The sequence below is a fragment of the Pseudomonas sp. LB3P31 genome, assembly GCF_054897945.1.
In genome coordinates, this window is the sequence record NZ_CM142710.1 from 5311143 (window position 1) to 5333332 (window position 22190).

A 22190-nucleotide genomic window follows, 5' to 3' on the forward strand; every position below is an offset into this window, starting at 1 on the left:
AGTGAGCCTGCTCGCGATAGCGGTGTGTCAGGCGCCACCTGCATTGGCACAATCCTGTGGGAGTGAGCCTGCTCGCGATAGCGGTGGGTCAGGCTCCACCTGCATTGGCAGACAGGCCGCTATCGCGAGCAGGCTCACTCCTACAGGTTTTATCTCCAGCATGTCTGATGTGTGGGGCGTCAGGGAGAACCGAAGTACGGACGGATCCCGTGGTCGCGGAAGTAGCGTTCGATCACCTTCGGATCCGAACTGTTCTCGGCAATCGCCACATAGGTATCCGGCCGCAACAGGTAGAACCCGTTGCGGCCCAGTCCTGCGCTTTCGAACGCCGGTCGCCAGGCAAACACCTGCAACGGCAACCGATGTTCCGCGCACCAGGCGATCATTTCGTCGCTGGTGTCGCCGTACACATGCACCTGCCAGGTCGGGTGCCTGAGTGATTCATAATTGTCGCCCTCGCCATCGTGCGCCCATGGCAGTCGATCCCCCCCATGAACGTGCCCGGCCACCCCGGTGCTCAATGCCATCGCGCGATAATTCAGGGTGATCTGCGACACCGTGCGGAACAGGAACTCGCGGGACGTTTCGAACGAGGCCATTTTCGGAATGAGCAACGGCGCCAGGCGGGTGCGCAGCAGATCGGCGATCGGGCCCTGGGCGGTAGCGAAAGTGAATACCCGGTCGGTGGTCGCAACCAGCTTGCGGGCAAAAGCGATACGTTCCGGTTCATAACTGTTTAGCAGCCTGGCTTCGGCACCGCCGTTCACCACCGCCGCCAGTTTCCAGGCCAGGTTGATCGCGTCGCCGATCCCGGTGTTCATGCCCTGGCCGCCGACAGGGCTGTGGACGTGGGCCGCATCGCCGAGAAGAAACGCGCGCCCGCGGCGAAAGTGATCCGCCACGCGATGATGCACACGGTAGGTCGAGAACCAGTTCACCTGCTCGATCTGCACGTTCATGCTCTGGATCGCGTGACTGCTGATGTCCTCGAACCGCAGGTTTTCCGGGTGCTCGGCGCGCTCATCACGCACTGTGCCGATCAGCCGCGCACGACCTTGCTCGGCCATGGGAAACACTGCCAGGAAGTCGGCTTCATCCAGGTCCACATGCAATTCGCCGTTGAGCGCCTCGCCGCGGGCGTGCACGTCGGCGACGTAGAAAATCTGCTGGTAGGTGCCGCCGGGAAAATCAGTGTCCAGAGCCTTGCGCACCACCGACCGGGCGCCATCGCACCCCGCGAGGTAACAGGCCTGGCAGGTCTCCTGCTGGCCATCCGGCAGGCGTAGTTGCGCGCTGATGCCATCGCCGGTTTCCTCGAAACTCTCAAGTTCGGTGCTGCGCTCGACGTGAATGCCAAAGGCCTCAAGACGACTTATCAACAGCCGTTCGTGCTGGTCCTGGGGGAATATTTCGAGGAACGAGTAGGGCGTCAGGCCTTCGCCAACAGTAGTCAGCGGCAGGCGCGCTACCGGGCCGCCCTTGACCCAGAAGTTCGCCGCAGCGACGCGATGGCCGTGTTCCACCACGGCGTCGGCGAGGTCGAGCTGACGGTACAGTTCCAGGGTGCGCGCCTGCACCGCCAGCGCCCGGGAAGTGGTGCCGGGCGCCGAGGTCTTGTCGATGATCCGCACCCGGATTCCGAGCTTGCTCAACCACAGCGCCAGGACTAACCCGGTCGGGCCGGCGCCGACGATCAACACGTCGCGTCGATTCATGGGCCTGACTTCTTCGAGAGTGTGGCTTTCAAGTATGGTCCAGCGCGCAACTGCGTCCAGGTCCCCCCGCCAAACGGAAAACCCCGTGCTCCTCTGGATGCACTGTAGGAGCTGCCGAGTGAAACGAGGCTGCGATCTTTTGATCTTGTTTTTGAATGCCCAGATCAAAAGATCGCAGCCTCGTTTCACTTGACAGCTCCTACGGAACAGTCAGGGCCAGTGACAGTCATAGCCTGCGCCATGCCATTGATCGTATGGTTAACCGTCCCAAGGATTTGATGGAGCACCATGCAAGCCAATCGATTGATCATAAGCGTCGCCACGCTGCTGGTACTGGCCGGTTGCGCCACCGAACGGCCGCAGGAGCCGCCCGCACGCAAACCCGCTGAGGTGAAGGCCGAACTGTTGCGCCTGCTGCCGGCAAAAACAGCCAACCGCGACGGCTGGGCGACGGACATCTACGCGGCGTTTGCCGCACAGGGCATCTACCCAAGCACGCAAAACCTCTGCTCAGTGCTTGCGGTCACCGAGCAGGAGTCGACTTTTCAAGTGGACCCACCGGTACCGGGCCTGGGCAAGATCGCTCGTGAAGAGATCGACCGCCGGGCCGCCAAGGTGCATATCCCCAGCCTGCTGGTCAGCGGGGCGCTGCAAGTCAGCTCGCCCAACGGCAAGAGCTACAGCACCCGACTCAATGCCGCACGCAGCGAAAAGGAGCTCAGTGCGATCTTCGATGATTTTATCGGCATAGTGCCGATGGGGCAGACGCTGTTTGGCGGCTTCAACCCGGTGCATACCGGTGGGCCGATGCAGGTCAGCATCGACTTCGCCGAGCAACACGCGAAGGAATATCCCTACCCGGTAGATGGCACGATTCGCCGTGAGGTATTCAGTCGTCGCGGCGGCATGTATTTCGGTATTGCGCACCTGCTGGGTTACCCGGTGAGCTACCAGCAGCCGCTGTACCGCTTCGCCGATTTCAACGCCGGCTGGTACGCCAGCCGCAATGCCGCATTCCAGAACGCCGTGAGCCGTGCTTCGGGCATCCCGCTGGCGCTTGACGGTGACCTGGTGCGCTACGACGCGATCATGCCGGGGACCACTGAACTGGCGGTGCGCAGCCTGGGCAAGCAACTGGACATGCGCAACCCGACGATTCGCGATCAACTGGAGAAGGGTAAGAGCCTGGAGTTCGAGGAGACCAAGCTTTACCAGAGGGTCTTTGAATTGGCGGAGCAAGCTGAAGGTAGGTCATTGCCCCGGGCGGTGTTGCCGGGAATCGTGCTGCAGAGCCCGAAGATTACTCGCAAACTTACTACGGCCTGGTTTGCCAAGCGGGTGGATGAGCGGTATCAGCGTTGTATGGCCCGGGCGCGGTGAATAGGCAGGCCGCTGTGGGAGTGAGCCTGCTCGCGATTACGGTAGCTCTGCCAGCAATGATGTCAGCTGAACCGACGCCATCGCGAGCAGGCTCGCTCCTACAGGGTTGCCTCCATCAAATGACTTTGACTGCTCGGCCGATAAACTGGATTGGTCCGGTCGGCTTGCCGATCGGGGAGCCATTGGGGTTTTCCAGGGTCAGCTCGAACAGTTGATCGGGGACCAGGGCCGGCAGTTTGTCCAGCGGCACCGACAAGGTCTGCCCCGGTTTGACCAGGCCCAGTGACACCGGGCCTTGCCAGCCGTCGGCCTTAGTCCAGAACTCCAGTGCCTTGTCGGCTGGAATTTCCACCACGCCCAGCGGGATCAGCTGAATCTCCCTCGGGTTGCTCGCCTGAATCACCCACCCCGGCGCCTTGTCCTGAGGGCCGACCAACACCACCAGGTAGCTTGGCTTGGCCGTGGTCTGAGTCAACAGCAATGCGCCGAGCAGCAGGCTCGCCGCCAATCCGGCACCCGCCAGCCCGCGCCATAACGGCAGCAGGTTCCACCAGGATGACGCGTGTACCGCAGGTGCCCGGGGTTTCGGCTGCAGGGCCTGCACGCTTCGCTCGATGCGCGGCCACAACTGGGCAGAGGGTGGTGAGGGTTCGACCAGGTCGGTCAAGCCGAGCAGGCGCCGTTCCCAGCTGTCGACTGCTATACGCAATTGCGCGTCATCCTGCAGGCGCAGTCGGACCTCTTCGCGCAGCTCGGCCGAGAGAGTGCCCAATACGTATTCGCTGGCCAGTTCATCGCGTTCGTCCGGGGTTTCGTTTGAGGGTCTGCTGATCATCCCATGCACTCCCGCAACGCCGTGAGGCTGCGCTTGATCCAGGCTTTGACCGTGCCCAGCGGGGTGCCGAGCTTGTGTGATATCTCGGCGTGGGAATAACCGTCGACGTAGGCGTGCACAATGCAGCTGCGCCGGGCCGGCTCCAATTGCTCCAGGCAGTGGTGGATGCGCCCGGAATGCACCTGGTCATCGAAGGCTTCAGTCATGTCCTGTACATCGGTCTCATCGTGGAGTTCACGGCGGTGATCGCGCAGGAAATTCAGCGCCAGGTGCCGGGTCACGCTGTACATCCAGCCCCGGGCCGAGCCGCGCGCCGGATCGAAGTGCGCGGCGCCGCTCCAGATTTTCAGGAAGGCGTCGTGGACGATGTCCTCAGCCAGGGCTGTATCGCGCACCAGGCGTTTGGCCACGCCCAGCAGGCGCGGGCTTTCCTGCACGTACAAAGCCCGCAAGGACTGCCGCTCGCCACGCCCGCAGGCGGCCAGGTGGGTTTCATAATCAAAGAGAGGTTCGGGCAAGGACACTGTGCTCAGCCGTTGATGGGACCTGGCATGCAATCTAGCAAACAAACGCATCTCCTGTGGGAAGAAGGCTGCGGGAAAGGCTGTAAGAATAAGGCCAGTGGGAGCAAGGCCTGTGGGAGCAAGGCTTGCCCGCGATTGCATTTTGCCATCTGCCATTGGATTACCTGACTGGACGCCATCGCGGGCAAGCCTTGCTCCCACAGGAACTGTACTTAATGCAATTCCTGCAGTTCCTGCAGTGTTCCAGGTGTTCGTGTCAGTTCGCAGCCCAGAAAATATAATCCGCCTGATACTTCACGACTTCCTGCTTGCCCTTGTTGGCAGTCGTGCATGCAGTGGCCGGTGCCACGCCGCCCTTGAGGGCCACACGCTGGATATAGCTGACGCCGCTCATCGCGCCTTTGCCTTCGGCAGGGTTGGCCTTGACCAGTTGATAGGGCAGGTTACCCGGAGTCGATGGCGCGACTGCCAGTTGAGTGCCGGTGATTTTCGAACCGTCCTGGGCCTGCCAGGTCGCCGGCGGGCCGAAGTAGGTGCCGACCTGTTTACCGCTGCGATCGTTGAGCACCGCTTTAGGCCCTACGAACACCCATTCGGTCATGCCGGCGGCATTAGCCTTGTCGCGGCACTCATAAGTGATCTCGCCGACCCCGGTGGTTTCCATGGCGACCTTGTGCCCGTCTGGCACCTTGATGCTGTCCGGCAAGGCTGTCTGAGCGAAAGCGGCGGGGACGGTCGCAAGCAAACCGGCAAGGCAAATCAGCTGTTTGGCGTTCATCGATAGCTCTCCGAAAATGAGTAATGCGCTGTGCAGCATCAGGGCTGCTACAGGTACTACCCGCCAGAAAGCGATTTGGATGCAGTGACGAAAAAAGAAATTTTCCCGCGGCACCAGAGTCAGCTGCTACAAAGAGAGAACTGCAAAGGAGGTGTGTATGTACCAGCTCTACGGACACAAGAACTCCGGCGCTGCGGCGATTGAGGCGGCGCTGGAACTCTGCGAGATCCCCTATCGCTTCATCGATGTCGAGGCGTCCCCGGAATCGGCGAAAGCCCTGGAGAAACTCAACCCGCTCAAGCAGATTCCGACCCTGCAATTGCCCGATGGCGGCATTCTGACCGAGAGCGCGGCGATCCTGATTCACCTCGGGCTGACGTTTCCCGGTTCGAATCTGCTGCCCGACGATGTCGCCGAGCGTGACCAGGCCATTCGCGGCCTGGCGTTCATCGTCAGCAATTGTTATGCGGCGATCGGCATCATCGATTACCCCGAGCGCTGGCTGGCCGAGGCCGACGAAGCATCCCGACAGAACCTGATCAGCGGAACCCGCCAGCGGTTGCACTGGAGCTGGGAGGTATTCGCCGACCAGTTTTCCGGGGAGTTGTACCTGGGAGATGAGGCGCCGGGCGCGCTGGATGTGCTGGCCGCCGTGGTGAGTCGCTGGGCGGGCAGCCGCGAACATCTGCGTAGCGCCCGTCCGGGGTTTTATGCGTGGCTGGAGCGCATAGACCGGCATCCGACCTTGGCACCGGTGTTTGCCCGGCATTGGCCGACGTGAACACGTCTGTAGGAGTGAGCCTGCTCGCGATGGAGTGTCAGAAAACTTGATGTCGGCTGACACTCCATCGCGAGCAGGCTCACTCCCACAGGGAATGTGGTCACTCCCCGCGAATATACTGCTCCAACTGCCGAATCAGCTCCGCCTGTTCGGCAATCGCTTCCTTGACCAGGTCACCAATGGACAGCAAGCCAATCAACTTGCCGTCCTCGACCACCGGCAAGTGGCGCAGCCGTTTGTCGGACATGATGCCAAGGCAGGTGTCGACGGTCTGGTGGGTGTCCACGGTGATTACATTCGCCACCATGATGTCGCGCACCGGAGTTCCGACTGAGGAACGACCATGCAGCACTAGTTTTCGCGCGTAATCCCGTTCACTGATAATCCCAACCACTTGGTCATTTTCCACCACGAGCAAGGCGCCGACGTTCTTTTCGGCCATCTTCATCAACGCTTCGAGCACCATGTGGTCGGGCTTGATCTGGTGCACTTCCTGATTCTTCTGATCTTTCAACTTGAGCAGTTGGGCGACGGTTTTCATGGTGTGTACTCTGGTGTTGTCGTTGTTCTAGAAGAATCATAGACCCGGGCGCCGAGGGCAAGGCGCAAAGCGGCGGATATCATACAAAAAACGTCATTTTGCAGATTTTTTAGCAAATTCGGCGCTCAACCCCGTAGCAAGGTTACGCGTAGAATCCCCACCTGAATCAGATATCGAGGTTGCAGCGGTGGATCTACAGCAGGGTTTTGTCCTGACCCGGCATTGGCGCGACACCCCGGCCGGTACGGAAGTCGAGTTCTGGCTGGCGACCGATGACGGGCCCCAGCGTATTCGCCTGCCTCATCAAACGTCGGTGGCGTTTATCCCGGCAGAGCAGCGCGAACAGGCGGAACAGCTGCTGCAAGGCGAGAAAAACGTTGAGCTGCGGCCGCTGGCGCTGCTGGACTTCGAGCATCGCCCGGTGCTCGGCCTGTACTGTCAGCAGCACGGCCAGCTGATGCGCCTGGAAACCGCGCTGCGCAAGGCCGGCGTCGAAATGTTCGAGGCCGACGTGCGCCCGCCGGAACGTTACATGATGGAGCGCTTCATCACCGCGCCGGTGATCTTCGGTGGCACGCCGAACGCCGATGGCCTGCTGCTTGATGCGCAGATGAAACCCGACCCCGCTTACCGGCCAACACTCAGGCTGGTGTCCCTGGACATTGAAACCACCGCCCGCGGCGAGCTGTACTCGATTGCCCTGGAAGGCTGCGGCGAGCGGCAGGTGTACATGCTCGGCCCACCGAACGGTGACCACAGCGAAGTGGACTTCCAGCTTGAGTATTGCGAGTCGCGCACCTTGTTGCTGAAGAAACTCAACGAATGGTTCGCCCGCTTCGATCCCGACGCGATCATCGGCTGGAATGTCGTGCAGTTCGATTTGCGCGTGCTGCATGAACACGCCCGACGCCTGGCGGTGCCGCTCAAGCTGGGGCGTGGCGGCGAAGAAATGCAGTGGCGCGAGCATGGCAGCCGCAATCACTATTTCGCCGCCGCCGCTGGCCGGTTGATCATCGACGGCATCGAATCCCTGCGCTCGGCGACCTGGAGTTTTCCCTCGTTCAGCCTGGAAAACGTCGCACAGACCCTGCTTGGGGAGGGCAAGGCGATCAGCACGCCCTACCAGCGCATGGACGAAATCAACCGCATGTTCGCCGAGGACAAACCGGCGCTGGCCAAATACAACCTTAAGGACTGCGAACTGGTCACGCGGATTTTTGCCAAGACCGAGCTGTTGACCTTCCTGCTGGAGCGCGCCAGCGTCACTGGTCTGCCGGCGGATCGCAGCGGCGGCTCGGTGGCGGCGTTTACCCACCTGTATATGCCGCTGATGCATCGCCAGGGTTTTGTCGCGCCCAACCTCGGTGGCCGTCCTCCCGAGGCGAGTCCTGGCGGGTTTGTCATGGACTCGCAACCCGGGCTGTACGAATCGGTGCTGGTTCTCGACTACAAGAGCCTTTACCCCTCGATCATCCGCACGTTCCTGATCGACCCGGTCGGTCTGATCGAAGGCCTCAAGCATCCCGACGACCAGGACTCGGTGCCCGGTTTCCGTGGTGCGCGGTTTTCCCGAACCCGGCATTGCCTGCCGGCAATTGTCTCGCGGGTCGCTGAAGGTCGGGAAACCGCCAAGCGCGAACACAACGCGCCGCTGTCACAGGCCCTGAAGATCATCATGAACGCCTTCTACGGCGTGCTCGGGTCCAGCGGCTGCCGGTTCTTCGACACGCGCCTGGCATCGTCGATCACCTTGCGCGGGCATGAAATCATGCTGCGCACGCGCCAGCTGATCGAAGCCCAGGGTCACACGGTGATCTACGGCGATACCGACTCGACCTTCGTCTGGCTGCGCCGCGCCCATGGCCGCGAGGAAGCGGCGCAGATCGGCCACGCCCTGGTCGACCATGTGAACCAGTGGTGGCGCGAACACGTGCAGCAGGAGTATGGACTGCAGAGCGTGCTCGAACTGCAGTACGAAACCCACTACACGCGGTTCCTGATGCCGACCATTCGCGGAGCGGAGGAGGGCAGCAAGAAGCGTTATGCCGGATTGGTGAGTCGCGCCGATGGCACTGACGAGATGGTGTACAAGGGCCTGGAAGCGGTGCGCACCGACTGGTCGCTGCTGGCTCGGCAGTTCCAGCAGGAGCTGTACTCGCTGATCTTCCATCGCCAGCCTTACCAGGATTACGTGCGCGATTACGTGCGCAAGACCCTGGCCGGCGAGTTCGACGAGCGCCTGGTCTACCGCAAGCGCCTGCGCCGCACCCTCGACGACTACGAACGAAACGTGCCACCCCATGTGCGCGCTGCGCGGATCGCCGACGACTACAACGACCAGCAGGGCCGACCCCGGCAGTATCAGAACGGCGGCTGGATCAGTTACCTCATCACGGTGGCCGGGCCCGAACCGCTGGAGGTGCGCAGCGCGCCCATCGACTACGACCATTACGTCACCCGGCAGCTGCAACCGATCGCGGACGCCATTCTGCCGTTTGTGAACGATGACTTTTCAACCCTGATTGGTGGGCAGCTGGGCCTGTTTTGAGTCGAGCAGCGACAGGGTCCATCCGTCCGGAATGCCATGGTTATAACGGTTAAGCGCCCGATGGTAGATGCTGTCCGGGGGGCTGAACTGCGCGAACAGGGTCATCGAGGAGTGAAACTTCAGGTCGTCGGGATGACCGAAAATATCGATAAGCGACTGATGCCTGATATCCAGCACCAATTGAGTGCAGGTTCGCAGCCGCGGGCCCAGCACTGTGTGCGCCAGGTAGCCCGCAGCTTCCGCCGCCGACTGGATGGCGAAGTGCCGGGACATCTCGCTGCCACCGAGCCCGGCGATCTGCGGGAAGACGAACCACATCCAGTGCCGGCGTTTATGCCCGGCACCCAGTTCCTCGAGGACGTGATGGAACACCGGGTCCTGGGCCTGGATAAATCGATCCAGGTTAAACGAGTCCAGCGGATCGGTGCTTCTCATGTAGAAGCCCTCTGATGCAACCGATGGCCTAGACCATGGCCAGTCGCTGTTTGCGTTGTGGCGCTCGAAACGCTTGGTCCAGCGCCTCCAGATCCCCCGGCTCAAGCTGTAGGTCCAGGGCTCGGGCATTGAGTGTTACGTGCTCGAGCCGCACCGCCTTGGGAATGGCGATCACCCCGTCCTGCCGCAGAATCCACGCCAGCGCTACTTGCGCCGGTGTCGCCTGATGACGGGCTGCCACCTGTGCGAGCGTGGCCTGGGCCAGCATATGCCCACCTTGGCCAATCGGACAGTAGGCCATGACTGGCAGCCGCTGTTGCTGGCACCACGGCAGCAAATCAAACTCGATGCCGCGCTCTTCCAGGTTATACAACACCTGATTGGTAGCACAGGCCGGGTTGGCCAGTTCGTGCAGGTCATCCAGATCAAAATTGGACACACCCCAGCGGCCGATCTTGCCAGCTTCGCGCAGGCGCTCGAAGGCTTCGACCGTTTCCTCAAGCGGATACTGGCCGCGCCAGTGCAGCAGATACAGATCGATGTAATCAGTGCCCAGGCGCTTCAGGCTGCGCTCGCAGGCCTGGGGAATACCCTGACGACCTGCGTTGTGCGGATACACCTTGCTGACCAGGAACACCTTGTCGCGCTGACCGGCGATCGCTTCGCCCACCACTTCCTCGGCACCGCCCTCGGCGTACATTTCGGCACTGTCGATCAGGGTCATGCCGAGCTCGATGCCCTGGCGCAAGGCGGCGATTTCGCCGGTGCGCTGCGACGAATCTTCGCCCATGCGCCAGGTGCCCTGACCGATGACCGGTACTTCAACGCCGGCCAATTGCAAACTGCGCATGCAAACCTCCTGGTAGATAGGGTTGTGTGTATTGGGCAGCATGAATGGCATGAGGTTCAGTGCGGCAGCGTCCGGGGGGCGCGGGCTTATGGACCGTCGGCACTGCACTTTTTCAGCATTCGCGGTTCTATCCATGGCCAGCCTGCGGCGATCCCCACCGCCGGCGCATGCCCAAGTCCCAGAATTCATGGCCCGATTGTTGTCCCTCATTACCGCGCAAATTCGTTGTCAACGCCGGCTGCTGGCCTGCCTGGCGCTGCTGTTGGTCAGCGGTTGCAGCCAGCAGCAGGAGCGGGACGTCATCTCCCAGTTCCGCGAAGGCAAACCCCAGGAATTCCTCCAGACCAGCGTTATTTTTTACCGGTGCAATGATCCGAGTCAGTTACAGTGTGAAATTGTATACAATCAGTAGCTGATTGAAGGGAGCGTCAACCGTCATGACTGACCAGGCCACCGTCGAGCGCACGCTCAACCAACACTCGACTGCCAGCGAAAAGCTGCCTTACGCCGCCTTGCTGGCGTTTGCCATGACCGGTTTTATCGCCGTCCTCACCGAAACCCTGCCGGCCGGGCTGTTGACGCAGATTGGCGCCGGGTTGCAGGTCAGCGAAGTGTGGGCCGGCCAGTTGGTGACGCTTTATGCCCTGGGCTCGATCATGGCGGCTATTCCACTGACGGTGGCGACTCGCGGCTGGCGTCGGCGGCGGGTATTGATGATGACGGTGTGCGGGTTTGTGCTGTTCAACACGGTGACCACCTTCTCCAGCCACTATGGCCTGACCCTGGTGTCGCGTTTTCTCGCGGGCATGGCAGCGGGGTTGTCCTGGGGGATCATGGCGGGCTACGCACGCGGGCTGGTCTCGCCGCGTTTGCAGGGCCGAGCCCTGGCAATTGCCATGCTCGGCACCCCGGTCGCGCTGTCGCTCGGCACACCGGCGGGGACCTGGCTGGGTAACCTGATCGGCTGGCGCGCTTCGTTCGGCATCATGTCGGCCATGGCGCTGTTGCTGGCTGCGTGGATCATGGTGGCGGTGCCGGACCGGCCGGGTCAGCCTGACACCGAGCGCCTGCCACTGGCCAAGGTGTTCAGCATGAAGGGCGTGCGCCCGGTGCTGTTTGTGGTGCTGACCTGGATGCTCGGGCACAACATTCTTTATACCTATATTGATCCGTTTCTGACGCAGGCCGGCCTGGGTGAGCGGGTGGACCTGGTGCTGCTGGTGTTTGGCGTCAGTTCGCTGCTGGGCATCTGGATCATCGGTCTGCTGGTGGACCGCTGGCTGCGCCAGTTGGCACTGATCAGCCTGGCGGTGTTTGCGCTGACGGCGCTGGTGCTGGCACTGGCGGCCTCGTCGCCTTGGGTGGTCTATGCCTGCATGGCGGTGTGGGGCCTGTCGTTTGGCGGGTCGGCAACGTTGTTGCTGACGGCGGCGGCGGATTCTGCAGGTGAGAACGTGGATGTGGTGCAGGCGATGCTGACGACTTCATGGAACGTGGCGATCGCCGGAGGGGGGCTGTTTGGTGGCCTGTTGCTGGACCGGGTGGGGGCGATGTCGTTTCCCTGGGCGCTGCTGATTTTGTCGCTGGTGGCGTTTGCCACGGTGTTTGTTAATCGCCATCACAGCTTCAAGCCGGGGCGGCGGTCCCACTGACCCATTTCTGCGCTGACACTGATTTCCCTGTAGGAGCTGTCGAGAGAAACGAGGCTGCGATCTTTTGATCTTTGTGTACATATCCATTGCTGCGGTCACGGCTTCAAATGGTTCCGCTTTTACAGCGGGTCACTTGAAAAAGCGCCAAGTAACCAAGCGCTCTTGCCCCACCACTCGGCACCTCGCTAGGGCTCGGTGTGCCCGTACTCCGGCATTGCTCCGCGGGCCCGCCGCGATGGGCCCTCCCTGGCCCAGCGCGGCTAAACCGGCATCCTTGCCGGTTTACCCGCTACGCAATACCTGCGTTCGGCCATCGTGGTTAACGGGGCGTCCGCGATCAACAACCGTGCCGTGGCGGCCTCTGGGCCGACCAAGGCATCAAGCCGGCGCGCTGCGCTTGTTTGGTCGTGTACCTTCTCTGAGTCGGAACCAGGACCTGTGGGAGGGTGATGACTGTGGGAGCAAAGCTTGCTCGCGATGGACGCCAACGATAACGCGCACTCCCCAAATGGACGCCACCCCCCCTGTGGGAGCGAGCCCGCTCGCGATGGTCTGGAGGTCGCGTCGGCTATCCTGTTGCCCGCGTCATCGTTATCGCCCATAGCCGGAACCGTCCAGCCCAGGCTCGCATCTACGGTGCAAGCGTGTTCGGGTATAACGATAGTCCGCATCGATATAAGTAGTTATAAGAAAAATCGCTATGCTGCGGGCCAGTTTTTTCCTGCGGTTTGTGTGGACGGTTTATGGAATTCGGAAACCTCGGGTTAGTCGTTGCGGGACTGGTAGTCGGTTTTATCGTAGGCATGACGGGTGTCGGTGGTGGTTCGTTGATGACCCCGATCCTGCTGTGGTTCGGCGTCAACCCCGCCACGGCGGTCGGTACCGACCTGCTGTACGCCGCCATCACCAAATCCAGCGGCGTCCTGGTTCACCGGAAAAACAACAATATCGACTGGGCAATCACTGGCTGGCTGACCCTGGGCAGTGTCCCGGCGGTGCTGATGACCCTGTGGTTCCTGAGTACGCTGCACAACTCGCCCGATGCGATGAACGCCGTCATCAAGCAGGCCCTGGGCTTTGTGCTGTTTGCCACCGCACTGGCGATTTTCTTCAAGAAGCGCCTGCTCGATTTCGCGCACAAACGCGCTGGTGGCAACTACAACCCCAACGGTCCGCGGCTGAATGTGATGACCGTCATCACCGGTCTGATCCTGGGTACCATGGTCGCACTGACGTCCATCGGCGCGGGTGCGCTCGGCACTGTGGCGTTGTTCATCCTCTATCCGCTGTTGCCGACGCGGCGCCTGGTCGGGACTGAGATCGCCCACGCCGTGCCGCTGACCCTGGTTGCCGGCCTGGGCCACGCGAGCATGGGCAACATGGACTGGCACGTGCTGGGTTACTTGTTGATCGGCTCCTTGCCGGGGATCTGGCTGGGTAGTCACCTGACCGGGCGTATCTCTGATGAAGTGCTGCGACCTTGCCTGGCGACGATGCTGGTATTAATCGGTTACAAACTCGCGTTCTGAGGACAATAAGCGTCAAGCCTTTGGGACCTGTCGTTTCATCACGGTGATCTCCAGGCCCTCGTCATCCACTGTGTCTTCGACGACCTCCCAGCCCAGACTGGCGTAGAGCGACTGGGCCTGGTCGGTATAGAGATACAGTTCGGCAATGCCCAGTGCGGCCGCTTCGTCGACGATGCGGTTCACCAGCTTCGAGGCAATGCCCCGGCCGCGGTACTCGGCCTTCACGTAGACCCCGGCGAGCCAGGGCGTCAATGAGCGCCGGGTGGTCACACAGGTAGTCGATTTGCATGGCGGATGAAGCTCCTTTTCATGGCGCTGACGAGTCGTTGGTCGACGATAAAGCGTCCGCTGGCGTGAATCAATCGCGCCTAGGATCGCGGTTGCGCAATGACCGCCCTGACCTAAGCTTTGGCTTAAGCGAAAAATAATTGCGGTAAGTCACCCGGAACAATCACCGCGATGCGCAATCATTAGTGCGTGGATTACAAAAGGAGATGCGCATGCTCATCAGGTCTTTGACCCTGACTACCTTGCTGGTACTTGCCGGCCCCTTGCTCGCCGATGGCGATTCACCCTTGGACATGGACAAGGGCAGGTCGCGACCACTGATCGTGATCGCGCCCAGCACGGTGGACCCGACGTGGGTCAGCCTGAAGAAGTCCCTGGAAGAGCCTGCCAACAAACAGGCTTTCACCGAACGCAACATGGTGCTGTATTCGGTGATCAACACCATGGGCCAACGCGAAGGCAAAGACCTGGACCCGCAAAGCACGATGGCATTGATCCGCGCGCTCAAGATGGGAGCCGGGGCGCAGACCAAGGTCATTTTGGTGGGCAAGGATGGCGAAAAGAAACTTGAGCAATTGGGTAAGGTTGATCTGAAGGAAATTTTCAGCACTATCGATGCCATGCCGATGGCTGAGAAGGAAGCTGCAGCTGCGACCGTTACGACGCCAGCGGTAGCGGAACCAGTCAAGGGCGCCAAGGGCGCAAAACCTGCCAAACCCACCAAACCACCTGAAATGCCAGACGACTGAAAACAACCTGTAGCAGCTGGCGAAGCCTGCGTCGGGACGCGAAGCGACCCTGTTATCCCCCGGCCAAAGCAATTTCAGGCAGCTGAATATGAGCGGACCTGCAACCATGAAATACGACGATAAACTCATTGAAGAAGCCGTGCTTGCCCTCCTGGCAACGTTCAGTTCCGACAACGGTCATGCGTGGAAAGGGTTCGACTTCGAAGTCATGAACCGCCTGCATGAGCAGGATCTCATCAGTGATCCGGTGAACAAGAACAAATCGATAGGGTTGACCAGGAAGGGCTTGAGCGAGGTCGGCAGATTGCTGACCGGTTGTTTAGGGCTGGCAGCAATTAACCTGGTTACGAATCTGCGCAAACAAAAAAATGGGCGATCTCCACAGGTCGCCCATTTTTGTTAAGACCAAATGGTCGTTTTCGATCAGGGCGCCAATGCGCTCAAAATCGAGTGGGCGATTTTGATCCGCTCCGCATTGGGGTAGTTTTTATTGGCCAGGATTACGATGCCGATGTCCCTGGAGGGCACGAACACAACGTAAGCGCCAAAGCCGCCAGTCGAGCCGGTTTTGTTGATCAGCACGTTTTGAGGCTGTGATTGTGGTGGGTTGAGCCAGCGCACTTCATGCGCCTGCATCGCCATTTTCGTGGAGTTCCCCTCCAGTAATTGTTCAAGGGCAATGGGGTAGCCGTATAGCTCCCAGCCCAGGCCCTGGGTCATGTTGCCGACGCTGTAATAGCCGGTGTGAGTAGTCGCAATCGCCTGTTGCAACGGCGCTTCCAGCTTCGTCGGCTGCAGGTTCGCCTGCACATAGCCAAGCATGTCGGCGGCACTGGTTTTCACTCCGTACGCCTCTGAATCCAGCGCGCCCGGCCCGACCCTGACCGGCTTGTCATCTTTGTTGTAGCCCTGGGCGTACAGCCCCATTTCAGCCTTCGGGACCTTGAGCCAGGTGTGGGAAAGGCCCAACTTTGCCAGCAAGGTTTTTTCCATCAATTGGTCGAACGGCGCGCCCATGCTTTGCGCGGCGAGGTAGCCAAACAGCCCGAGGCTCGGGTTCGAATAGAGTCGATGGCTGCCTGCGGTGTAAGTCGGTTTCCACTGCTGGAAATAGCCGAGCATCTTGTCGGGCGAGTCGGCGTTTTCGGGAAACTGCAATGGCAGGCCCCCGGCGGTGTAGGTGCCCAGTTGCAATACGCTGATGTTGTCGAAGGCGCTGCCGCGTAATGCCGGAAGAATCTGGCTGGCTTTGTCCGACAGGGACAGTTTGCCGCTGGCCTGGGCGTAGGCAGCGAGGGTCGCGGTGAAGGTTTTGCTGACCGAACCGATCTCGAACAGGGTGTTCTCGGTGACCGGTTTGCCTGTTTCCCTGGAGGCCGCTCCGTAGTTGAAGTAGTGCGCCTGGCCTTTGTAGGTGACGGCGACTGCCATGCCTGCGATGTTCTGTTGTTGCATGACTGGAGTGACGGCGTTTTTCACGGTCGCTTCGATCTGTCGATCGGTGGGGGCGGCGGCGATGCAGTGAGTTGTGGCGAGGAGGAGTCCGAATGCGCTGCAGGCCAGGGTTTTGCTGAGGCGGATGGTGGGCATGAGAAGAAGAGTGTCCATGGAGTTTTGGACAGTGTACCTGCTGTTTGTGGAATGACCCGTGTGGGAGCAAAGCTTGCTCGCGATGGCATCATGCCTGTCGATGACAATGTTGAATGTTAACTCGCCATCGCGAGCAAGCTTTGCTCCCACAGGTGTCACCTCCACAGATTCTCATTTCCAATTCAGGCAGGTGCACGACCAAATCAGCGCAGCGCGCCAGCTTGAAGCCTTGGTCGGCCCGAAGGCCGCCACGGCCCGGTTGTTGATCGCGCACGCCCCGTTAACCACGATGGCCGAACGCAGGTATTGCGTAGCGGCTAAACCGGCAAGGATGCCGGTTTAGCTGCGTTGGGGCATGGATGGCCCGTCGCAGCGGCCCGCGGAGCAATGCCGGAGTGAGGGCACACCGAGCCTAGGCGAGGTGCCGAGTGGTGGGGCAACAAGCGTTTGGTTACTTTGCGCTTTCAAAGTGACCCGCCGTAAGGGTGGAACCAATAGAAGCCGTTACCGCAGCAATGGATATGTACACAGCAAGATCAAAAGATCGCAGCCTCGTTTCACTCGACAGCTCCTACGGGCAATTGGCCAATCTGCAGCACGAGGCAATTCTCAGTGGGATCAAGTGCCAGGATGCGGCCCCGGCGGCCATGTGGCTGCACCTGACCAACAGCCGCGATCGCTTCCTCGCCGATCACGCCTGACCGTCCGTCTTGCCGACAGCACGCCTGCCACGCGCCCGCTTCCAACTAGTACGGCCCAGATTTGCTGGACCTCATCAATGAGGTGCGTCATGGCTAACGAATCAACTTTCCCCGGCGGAACCCCCGATACCGCCCCCACCAGACCGATGCCCGGCACAGACGAGCCGTCGATGGATCACGATGCACCTCCAGGCATGGACCCGTCTCGGGACCCGGCCGAAGCAGGTGAAGATCGCCCTGATGACTGGAAGGACCCGACTGCGGATGACGATATGCCGCCGGCGGATGAGCCTACTCCGCTGTCGGATGATAGGCGGTAATTAATCCTGGCTGAAACGTCGATAGATGAAGCTGAAAGCCTGGCAAATTTGAATGTCAGGCTTTTTTTATTAGCGATTCTATCGCCCGTTGAATAATCGTGATGTTGCAAGGCTTAAGTGCTGTTACATTTTTTTTTATTTGAGTTCCAGTCCTATGTGCCAAAGCTGTTATTTTTGTCTGCGCATTCAGTGCATGGCGTTATTAATTCATACAAGGAAGTTAATCATGTTCGATAAGTTTCTATCTTTTACGGCAACTATGACTATCAGTAGTCGTCCGGTGGCTCTAGTATCGGGTCACACCGGCCCGGCAATGGTGGCTACCCAGTTAAAAAAAACCGAGCCGATGCAATTTCGGTTTTATCACCATGTGGCGGGCGGTTATCAGATCCAGGTGGATGAAGGCCAACACAAAGGAAAATGGATCGGCATCAAGGACAGTGAAGGCGCACTTCAGATTTGCGATTCGCCAAATACCTTCAGTTTGAAATCAGTACATGGGGCCAATCTTACGCTGCATGAATTGGACTCCGAGGTGTCGATCATTCATTTGCAAACTATATCAGGCTGGTATGTGCAGCAGCGGCTGGAGGCGGTTAGCGCATTTGATGACCAAGACGTGCTGTATAACTTTCTGCATGCGGTTACCAAGAAAGACCGCGGTAACGGCACCTATCTGGCAATGGTGGAAGACGCTTGGGTATCCAAACCGCTCAGCTACAATCCGCCACCCTCCCATATCATCTTGAATATTAAAAAACGGGAAATTGATTAACATTTCTGTTGTGCAAACCCCGTCTCCATCAGGCGGGGTTCATGTACTGGCAACAACGGCGACTTTACGCTCCATATTCAAAGCCAACACACTGGCAAGTACTATCATCGATCCAACCACCACCATCGTGGTAGGTCGCTCTGCCAAGGTAAAAGAAGCAATCGCCATGGCCGTCGGCGGTATCAGATACAGCGTCATGGTCGCCCGGCTCAAGTCGATCTGACTCAACACATACGCCCAGGCCAGATAGGCCAGCGCACTAGGAAAAATCCCTAGCGCCAGCACCGCAATCTGCACGTCAATCGGCGCCGCCATGACCTGATCCTTCAAGCCTGGGAGGTAGATGAGGAGCAGGAGAGTGCCAAGCCAGACCGTGTAGCACACCAGCGTCAGGCCGTCGTAGCGCAGGGCGTGATGTTTTTGCAGGGCGAAGTAAAAGCTCCAGGACAGCGCGGCCAACAGAATCAGCAGGGCGTGAGCGTCGAGGCCGCCCAGGCCGTGGTCACCGCCCACCACTATAAGCACGCCGGCCAGGCCCAGCAGCACACATCCCCAGCGCCAGCCACTGACCGAATCCTTTAGTACGAAACGCGCCAGCAGTGTGCTGAACAACGGCGTCGTCTGTGCCAGCACACTCGAGGCGCCGGCGCTGACATATTGTTGGCCGAGGTTCAAGGCGACGTGGTGCAGGTTGACCGCGAAAAATCCGAGGACCATCAGCAGCGGCAAGTCCCGGACCCGCGGCAGGCGAATACCCTTGAATGCTGCAACCACCGCCATGAATGCCGAGGCCAGCAGAAATCGCAGCAGGGCCAGATGCCCTGGGTCGTAGGCTTGCAGACCGATATGAATCCCGGTCGGCGAGTAACCCCAGCAGGCGACGACGAATGCTATCGACGACAGGATTTTCAAGACGTGAGCAGGGGGCTTCATGACGGTCAACCTGTGGGGGTACGCGCTGAGTATCGGGACCCAGACCATTCGCCACAACTGACTTATACTGGCCTTATCGTTCACTTATGGTGATGTATGGAGCTGTCACAGATTCGCATGTTCAAAACCGTCGCTGAGGTCGGCAGCATTGCCCGGGCGGCCGAGCTGCTGCATTGCGTGCCCTCGAACATCACGGCGCGGATCAAAGCGCTGGAGGCCGAACTGGGCGTTGCCTTGTTTCTGCGCGAGGGGCGTGGGCTGCGGATCAGCCCGGCCGGCCAGACATTCCTCACTTATGCGGCGAAAATTCTTGCGCTGACAGCTGAAGCCAAACGCGCGGTGGACCCTTCGGCTGAGCCCTCCGGTTCGCTGCGCATTGGCGCGATCGAATCTTCCGCCACCGGACGATTGCCGCGATTGCTGGCCAAGTTCCACAAGCGTTACCCCGCGGTTGCGCTGGAGTTGACCACCGGGACCTGGAGCCAGCTGCTCGATGACACGCTGAGTCACCGGCTCGATGGGGCGATCGTCGCTGTGGACGTCGAGCGCTCGCAGCTCAGGCGCACGCCGATGTACCGAGAGGATTTGTTGCTGATTGCCTCGACTTCACTCGGACCGGTGCGCAGTGCCGCCGATCTGCAGGACAAAACCGTATTCATGTGGCCTCAAGGCTGTCCTTATCGCGCGGCGTTGGAGCACTGGTTGCTACGCCAGGGGCTGGCTCTGCCGATTGTCAGCCTGGCCAGCTATGGCGCGATTGTCGGGTGCGTCAGCGCCGGGGCGGGGGTGGCATTGGTGCCCAAGGGGGTATTTGATCAATACGCCAAGGGGGCCGGGTGCGCGGGGTACGAATTTGCCGAGCTGACGGCGGTGGACAACCTGTTCTACTGGCACGAAAACGCTGGGGTGCATCCTGCGCGGGAGGCATTTGTGGGGATGTTGCGCGAAGAGTTCGCGTGACGCGCCCGGGCTCGCGCAATCCCGATCTATGCTTTATCAACAAACGGATGGCACTCGCGCGAACCGTGGCGGACTAAGCATCAGGTCGCGAACTTGCGGCCTGTGGACTGACATGGATCGGACATGAACGAAAAGACGCTACAGAACAAATCGTTGGTGATATTGCTGTTTGTGGTGACCGCCGCCTTCATCTGGATCCTGCTGCCGTTCTACGGTGCGGTGTTCTGGGCGGTGATCCTGGGGATCGTCTTTGCGCCCTTGCAGCGACGCCTGCAAATCAAGTTTGGCCGGCAGCGCAATGTTACCTCGCTGTGCACTCTGGGCGTATGCCTGGTGATCGCGATTTTGCCGGTGATCATCATCAGTGCCTTGCTGGTCCAGGAAGGCGCGGTGTTCTACAAGAGTGTGGAAAGCGGCGAACTGGATATCGCGGCCTATGTGGCGCAGTTCAAGCACAGCCTGCCGATGTATTTCCAGCACCTGCTCGACCGCACCGGTATGGGCGAGTTGAACGGCCTGCGGGAAAAACTGGTGAAGAGTGCGATGACTGGCGGCCAGGTACTGGCAACCCAGGCCTTCAGTTTTGGCCAGGGTACGTTTGAATTTATCGTGAGTTTTTTCATCATGCTGTACCTGCTGTTCTTCTTCCTGCGCGATGGCCCTGAGCTGGCTCGCAAGGTTCGGGCCGCCGTGCCGCTGGAGGAACACCAGAAGCGCCGGTTGCAGCTCAAGTTCAACCGCGTGGTGCGCGCCACGGTGAAGGGCAACCTCCTGGTGGCGGTCACGCAAGGCGCGTTGGGCGGGCTGATCTTCTGGTTCCTGGATATCCCGAGCGCGTTGCTTTGGGCGGTGCTGATGGCGTTTCTGTCGCTGTTGCCAGCGGTGGGGGCGGGGATCGTCTGGGCTCCGGTGGCGGCTTTTTTCCTGCTGACCGGGGCGATCTGGCAGGGGGTAGTCCTGGGCTTATTTGGAATTTTCGTGATCGGCCTGGTGGACAACGTGCTGCGCCCGATCCTGGTGGGCAAGGACACCAAGATGCCCGACTACATGATTCTGATCTCCACCCTGGGGGGCATGGCGGTGTTCGGCCTCAATGGCTTTGTAATCGGGCCGCTGATCGCCGCACTGTTCATGTCGAGCTGGGGGATCTTCAGTGAAACCAAGCCGCGGGTGCAATTGCCTTAAGCGCTGAGGCGGCCCTGGTCGATACGTTGCGACAGGGCCTGGGCGGCCGGCAGCGAGGTGAGCGGGCCGCTGATCGGTTCGCCGTCCTGCACAAGGTACCAACAAGCCAGCAGACCCAGCTCTCTCAGGGGGGCGGGGACTGCGCTGCCAATTACGGACATGATCTGGACCTGGGACATAAATACCTCCATCAATCGATGGAGCTACCTTACGGACCCGGCGTCGACAGGAACAATCAACGCTCTCGATAGTCGTCATTGATGCCGGTGAGTGTGGGCCTCAGTCGACTACCAGGTCGAGCATGTGCACCACTTCCTGCTCGTTGAGCACACCTTTACGCACCAGGTTCTCGGCCAGCAACGAGAGGAACTTGGCATTGCGGTGACCTTCCAGGTGCTTGAGTTCGGTCAGCGTGTCATACACCTTGCTTGAGGTGCACAGGCCGACATTGCGGTGCGGATTCTGTGTAGGCATGCGGTCGTCCTTGTTGTTATCAACCTGTTATTGGCGGACAGGCCCAAGCTTGCTCACCTGTCGTGACATAAATATGACCGTTTTCCCCAACGCGGGGGAAGAAGTTCGAGTCCATCTTGCCAATTTTGCCTTTAGAGACTGTCCCGACAGCGACCTTGGCGAGATCGATCCAGACGCTCACCGACCAGCGGACGTGAAAAAGCCCCGTTTTTTAGGCGGGGCCTGAAGCGGCTGTCAGTAGTGCGGGCCGCCGTAATAACCACGGGGCGGGCCGTAATACCCACGCGGTGGACCGTAGTAACCACGGGGTGGGCCGTAATACACCGGTGCCGGCTGGTAATAGACTGGTTGTTGCACATAAACCGGCGCTGGCTGGTAATAAACCGGGGGCGGTTGTTGCACATAAACCGGCTGCGGCTGTGCGTAGACCGGCTGCTGCACATACACCGGCCGGTTGGCGTTGATCAGGGCCGAACCGACAATGGCCGAGCCGACGATCGCACCAAATACCGCTGGACCTTGCCAACCGCCACCACCGCCATGGGCCTGTGATTGCCCTGTGACAGCGAGAGCGCCGATCAGCAAGGCCACTGTGGAGATTTTACGGATCATGATAATTCCTCGGTTCTTCGACCCGGCGCTTGCGT

General features: G+C 60.1%; 25 protein-coding genes and 1 pseudogene. 13 read left to right on the forward strand and 13 right to left on the reverse strand.

The features are described from left to right. Nucleotides 1-179: 179 nt before the first annotated feature. Nucleotides 180-1715, reverse strand: coding sequence for an FAD-dependent oxidoreductase (locus ACYZTK_RS24110; protein WP_462012109.1), 1536 nt, complete (start codon nt 1713-1715; stop codon nt 180-182). A 288-nt stretch (nt 1716-2003) separates the two neighbouring features. Here ACYZTK_RS24110 and ACYZTK_RS24115 point away from each other — a divergent pair, with 288 nt between their 5' ends. Next, nucleotides 2004-3095 carry a DUF1615 domain-containing protein gene (locus tag ACYZTK_RS24115; protein ID WP_462012110.1) on the forward strand — a complete coding sequence of 364 codons (1092 nt, stop codon included), beginning with the start codon at nt 2004-2006 and terminating at the stop codon, nt 3093-3095. A gap of 115 nt (nt 3096-3210) precedes the next feature. On the opposite strand, the gene ACYZTK_RS24120 is transcribed toward ACYZTK_RS24115, so the two are convergent. The 3 genes from ACYZTK_RS24120 to ACYZTK_RS24130 form a co-directional block, all read right to left on the reverse strand. After that, nucleotides 3211-3930, reverse strand: a complete 720-nt coding sequence (locus tag ACYZTK_RS24120; RefSeq protein WP_462012111.1) for an anti-sigma factor — start codon at nt 3928-3930, stop codon at nt 3211-3213. Beyond that, complete coding sequence (locus ACYZTK_RS24125; RefSeq protein WP_462012112.1) at nt 3927-4505, reverse strand: sigma-70 family RNA polymerase sigma factor; 579 nt, start codon at nt 4503-4505, stop codon at nt 3927-3929. Before ACYZTK_RS24125 ends, ACYZTK_RS24120 begins: the two co-directional genes overlap by 4 nt. A 205-nt stretch (nt 4506-4710) precedes the next feature. After that, nucleotides 4711-5232 (reverse strand): DUF3455 domain-containing protein, encoded by a 522-nt coding sequence (locus ACYZTK_RS24130; RefSeq protein WP_462012113.1) that lies wholly within the window; start codon nt 5230-5232, stop codon nt 4711-4713. A gap of 157 nt (nt 5233-5389) precedes the next feature. On the opposite strand from ACYZTK_RS24130, the gene ACYZTK_RS24135 reads away from it, so the two are divergent. Then, a complete protein-coding gene (locus ACYZTK_RS24135; protein ID WP_462012114.1) occupies nt 5390-6013 on the forward strand; it encodes a glutathione S-transferase in 624 nt (207 codons plus the stop codon). A 100-nt stretch (nt 6014-6113) separates the two neighbouring features. Here ACYZTK_RS24135 and ACYZTK_RS24140 read toward each other — a convergent pair whose 3' ends face one another. Further along, on the reverse strand, nt 6114-6554 hold the full coding sequence (locus ACYZTK_RS24140; protein ID WP_462012115.1) for a CBS domain-containing protein: 441 nt from the start codon (nt 6552-6554) through the stop codon (nt 6114-6116). Nucleotides 6555-6741: 187 nt separating this feature from the next. Here ACYZTK_RS24140 and ACYZTK_RS24145 point away from each other — a divergent pair, with 187 nt between their 5' ends. Beyond that, a complete protein-coding gene (locus tag ACYZTK_RS24145) occupies nt 6742-9102 on the forward strand; it encodes a DNA polymerase II (protein ID WP_462012116.1) in 2361 nt (786 codons plus the stop codon). Here ACYZTK_RS24145 and ACYZTK_RS24150 read toward each other — a convergent pair. Continuing rightward, nucleotides 9067-9537, reverse strand: a complete 471-nt coding sequence (locus ACYZTK_RS24150; RefSeq protein ID WP_462012117.1) for a DUF1810 domain-containing protein — start codon at nt 9535-9537, stop codon at nt 9067-9069. The genes ACYZTK_RS24145 and ACYZTK_RS24150 overlap by 36 nt on opposite strands. Before the next feature lie 28 nt (nt 9538-9565). Continuing rightward, entirely contained in the window at nt 9566-10387 is an 822-nt protein-coding gene (locus tag ACYZTK_RS24155; RefSeq protein WP_462012118.1) for an aldo/keto reductase, read from the reverse strand. Nucleotides 10388-10520: 133 nt separating this feature from the next. Between ACYZTK_RS24155 and ACYZTK_RS24160 the strand changes: the two genes are divergently transcribed. The 3 genes from ACYZTK_RS24160 to ACYZTK_RS24170 all read left to right on the forward strand — a co-directional run bounded on the left by ACYZTK_RS24160 (nt 10521) and on the right by ACYZTK_RS24170 (nt 13568). Beyond that, the gene (locus ACYZTK_RS24160; protein ID WP_462012119.1) at nt 10521-10799 is read left to right on the forward strand and encodes a hypothetical protein; all 279 of its coding nucleotides are present in this window, start codon (nt 10521-10523) and stop codon (nt 10797-10799) included. Nucleotides 10800-10824: 25 nt separating this feature from the next. Then, nucleotides 10825-12039, forward strand: coding sequence for an MFS transporter (locus ACYZTK_RS24165; protein ID WP_462012120.1), 1215 nt, complete (start codon nt 10825-10827; stop codon nt 12037-12039). Between the two features lie 743 nt (nt 12040-12782). Next, entirely contained in the window at nt 12783-13568 is a 786-nt protein-coding gene (locus ACYZTK_RS24170; protein WP_462012121.1) for a sulfite exporter TauE/SafE family protein, read from the forward strand. Between the two features lie 12 nt (nt 13569-13580). Here the strand turns inward: ACYZTK_RS24170 and ACYZTK_RS24175 are convergent, their stop codons facing one another. Next, nucleotides 13581-13838: a GNAT family N-acetyltransferase gene (locus ACYZTK_RS24175; protein WP_462012122.1), complete on the reverse strand. Its 258-nt coding sequence runs from the start codon at nt 13836-13838 to the stop codon at nt 13581-13583. Between the two features lie 230 nt (nt 13839-14068). Between ACYZTK_RS24175 and ACYZTK_RS24180 the strand changes: the two genes are divergently transcribed. Continuing rightward, complete coding sequence (locus ACYZTK_RS24180) at nt 14069-14605, forward strand: DUF4174 domain-containing protein (protein ID WP_462012123.1); 537 nt, start codon at nt 14069-14071, stop codon at nt 14603-14605. A 106-nt stretch (nt 14606-14711) separates the two neighbouring features. Next, complete coding sequence (locus tag ACYZTK_RS24185) at nt 14712-15008, forward strand: DUF6429 family protein (protein ID WP_462012124.1); 297 nt, start codon at nt 14712-14714, stop codon at nt 15006-15008. A 20-nt stretch (nt 15009-15028) separates the two neighbouring features. Here the strand turns inward: ACYZTK_RS24185 and ampC are convergent, their stop codons facing one another. Further along, nucleotides 15029-16195 (reverse strand): class C beta-lactamase, encoded by a 1167-nt coding sequence (ampC, locus tag ACYZTK_RS24190; RefSeq protein WP_462012125.1) that lies wholly within the window; start codon nt 16193-16195, stop codon nt 15029-15031. A 566-nt stretch (nt 16196-16761) separates the two neighbouring features. Here ampC and ACYZTK_RS24195 point away from each other — a divergent pair. From ACYZTK_RS24195 to ACYZTK_RS24205, 3 genes and pseudogenes are all read left to right on the forward strand, one after another. Further along, nucleotides 16762-16896 (forward strand): annotated as a pseudogene (locus ACYZTK_RS24195) (GntR family transcriptional regulator); the annotation flags it as partial. 89 nt (nt 16897-16985) lie between these two features. Beyond that, nucleotides 16986-17216 (forward strand): hypothetical protein, encoded by a 231-nt coding sequence (locus ACYZTK_RS24200; protein WP_462012126.1) that lies wholly within the window; start codon nt 16986-16988, stop codon nt 17214-17216. Between the two features lie 226 nt (nt 17217-17442). After that, on the forward strand, nt 17443-17991 hold the full coding sequence (locus ACYZTK_RS24205) for a hypothetical protein (protein ID WP_462012127.1): 549 nt from the start codon (nt 17443-17445) through the stop codon (nt 17989-17991). A gap of 39 nt (nt 17992-18030) precedes the next feature. Here ACYZTK_RS24205 and ACYZTK_RS24210 read toward each other — a convergent pair whose 3' ends face one another. Further along, a complete protein-coding gene (locus ACYZTK_RS24210) occupies nt 18031-18924 on the reverse strand; it encodes a DMT family transporter (RefSeq protein ID WP_462012128.1) in 894 nt (297 codons plus the stop codon). 96 nt (nt 18925-19020) lie between these two features. Between ACYZTK_RS24210 and ACYZTK_RS24215 the strand changes: the two genes are divergently transcribed. Both ACYZTK_RS24215 and ACYZTK_RS24220 read left to right on the forward strand, forming a co-directional pair. Continuing rightward, nucleotides 19021-19884, forward strand: a complete 864-nt coding sequence (locus tag ACYZTK_RS24215) for a LysR family transcriptional regulator (RefSeq protein WP_462012129.1) — start codon at nt 19021-19023, stop codon at nt 19882-19884. Nucleotides 19885-20007: 123 nt separating this feature from the next. Beyond that, complete coding sequence (locus tag ACYZTK_RS24220) at nt 20008-21069, forward strand: AI-2E family transporter (protein WP_462012130.1); 1062 nt, start codon at nt 20008-20010, stop codon at nt 21067-21069. On the opposite strand, the gene ACYZTK_RS24225 is transcribed toward ACYZTK_RS24220, so the two are convergent. The 3 genes from ACYZTK_RS24225 to ACYZTK_RS24235 all read right to left on the reverse strand — a co-directional run bounded on the left by ACYZTK_RS24225 (nt 21066) and on the right by ACYZTK_RS24235 (nt 22155). After that, entirely contained in the window at nt 21066-21248 is a 183-nt protein-coding gene (locus ACYZTK_RS24225) for a hypothetical protein (RefSeq protein ID WP_462012131.1), read from the reverse strand. The genes ACYZTK_RS24220 and ACYZTK_RS24225 overlap by 4 nt on opposite strands. Before the next feature lie 100 nt (nt 21249-21348). Further along, on the reverse strand, nt 21349-21543 hold the full coding sequence (locus ACYZTK_RS24230; RefSeq protein ID WP_462012132.1) for a hypothetical protein: 195 nt from the start codon (nt 21541-21543) through the stop codon (nt 21349-21351). A 234-nt stretch (nt 21544-21777) separates the two neighbouring features. Next, a complete protein-coding gene (locus tag ACYZTK_RS24235) occupies nt 21778-22155 on the reverse strand; it encodes a hypothetical protein (RefSeq protein ID WP_462012133.1) in 378 nt (125 codons plus the stop codon). Nucleotides 22156-22190: the final 35 nt, after the last annotated feature.

Coding starts and splice junctions, on each gene's coding strand:
- ACYZTK_RS24220 (WP_462012130.1), top strand. CDS start 20,008: ATGAACGAAAAGACGCTACAGAACAAATCGTTGGTGATATTGCTGTTT.
- ACYZTK_RS24185 (WP_462012124.1), top strand. CDS start 14,712: ATGAAATACGACGATAAACTCATTGAAGAAGCCGTGCTTGCCCTCCTG.
- ACYZTK_RS24160 (WP_462012119.1), top strand. CDS start 10,521: ATGGCCAGCCTGCGGCGATCCCCACCGCCGGCGCATGCCCAAGTCCCA.
- ACYZTK_RS24200 (WP_462012126.1), top strand. CDS start 16,986: ATGGCTAACGAATCAACTTTCCCCGGCGGAACCCCCGATACCGCCCCC.
- ACYZTK_RS24180 (WP_462012123.1), top strand. CDS start 14,069: ATGCTCATCAGGTCTTTGACCCTGACTACCTTGCTGGTACTTGCCGGC.
- ACYZTK_RS24130 (WP_462012113.1), bottom strand. CDS start 5,232: ATGAACGCCAAACAGCTGATTTGCCTTGCCGGTTTGCTTGCGACCGTC.
- ACYZTK_RS24125 (WP_462012112.1), bottom strand. CDS start 4,505: ATGCGTTTGTTTGCTAGATTGCATGCCAGGTCCCATCAACGGCTGAGC.
- ACYZTK_RS24215 (WP_462012129.1), top strand. CDS start 19,021: ATGGAGCTGTCACAGATTCGCATGTTCAAAACCGTCGCTGAGGTCGGC.
- ACYZTK_RS24170 (WP_462012121.1), top strand. CDS start 12,783: ATGGAATTCGGAAACCTCGGGTTAGTCGTTGCGGGACTGGTAGTCGGT.
- ACYZTK_RS24135 (WP_462012114.1), top strand. CDS start 5,390: ATGTACCAGCTCTACGGACACAAGAACTCCGGCGCTGCGGCGATTGAG.
- ACYZTK_RS24115 (WP_462012110.1), top strand. CDS start 2,004: ATGCAAGCCAATCGATTGATCATAAGCGTCGCCACGCTGCTGGTACTG.
- ACYZTK_RS24235 (WP_462012133.1), bottom strand. CDS start 22,155: ATGATCCGTAAAATCTCCACAGTGGCCTTGCTGATCGGCGCTCTCGCT.
- ACYZTK_RS24150 (WP_462012117.1), bottom strand. CDS start 9,537: ATGAGAAGCACCGATCCGCTGGACTCGTTTAACCTGGATCGATTTATC.
- ACYZTK_RS24120 (WP_462012111.1), bottom strand. CDS start 3,930: ATGATCAGCAGACCCTCAAACGAAACCCCGGACGAACGCGATGAACTG.
- ACYZTK_RS24155 (WP_462012118.1), bottom strand. CDS start 10,387: ATGCGCAGTTTGCAATTGGCCGGCGTTGAAGTACCGGTCATCGGTCAG.
- ACYZTK_RS24230 (WP_462012132.1), bottom strand. CDS start 21,543: ATGCCTACACAGAATCCGCACCGCAATGTCGGCCTGTGCACCTCAAGC.
- ACYZTK_RS24110 (WP_462012109.1), bottom strand. CDS start 1,715: ATGAATCGACGCGACGTGTTGATCGTCGGCGCCGGCCCGACCGGGTTA.
- ACYZTK_RS24140 (WP_462012115.1), bottom strand. CDS start 6,554: ATGAAAACCGTCGCCCAACTGCTCAAGTTGAAAGATCAGAAGAATCAG.
- ACYZTK_RS24225 (WP_462012131.1), bottom strand. CDS start 21,248: ATGTCCCAGGTCCAGATCATGTCCGTAATTGGCAGCGCAGTCCCCGCC.
- ampC (WP_462012125.1), bottom strand. CDS start 16,195: ATGCCCACCATCCGCCTCAGCAAAACCCTGGCCTGCAGCGCATTCGGA.
- ACYZTK_RS24165 (WP_462012120.1), top strand. CDS start 10,825: ATGACTGACCAGGCCACCGTCGAGCGCACGCTCAACCAACACTCGACT.
- ACYZTK_RS24205 (WP_462012127.1), top strand. CDS start 17,443: ATGTTCGATAAGTTTCTATCTTTTACGGCAACTATGACTATCAGTAGT.
- ACYZTK_RS24210 (WP_462012128.1), bottom strand. CDS start 18,924: ATGAAGCCCCCTGCTCACGTCTTGAAAATCCTGTCGTCGATAGCATTC.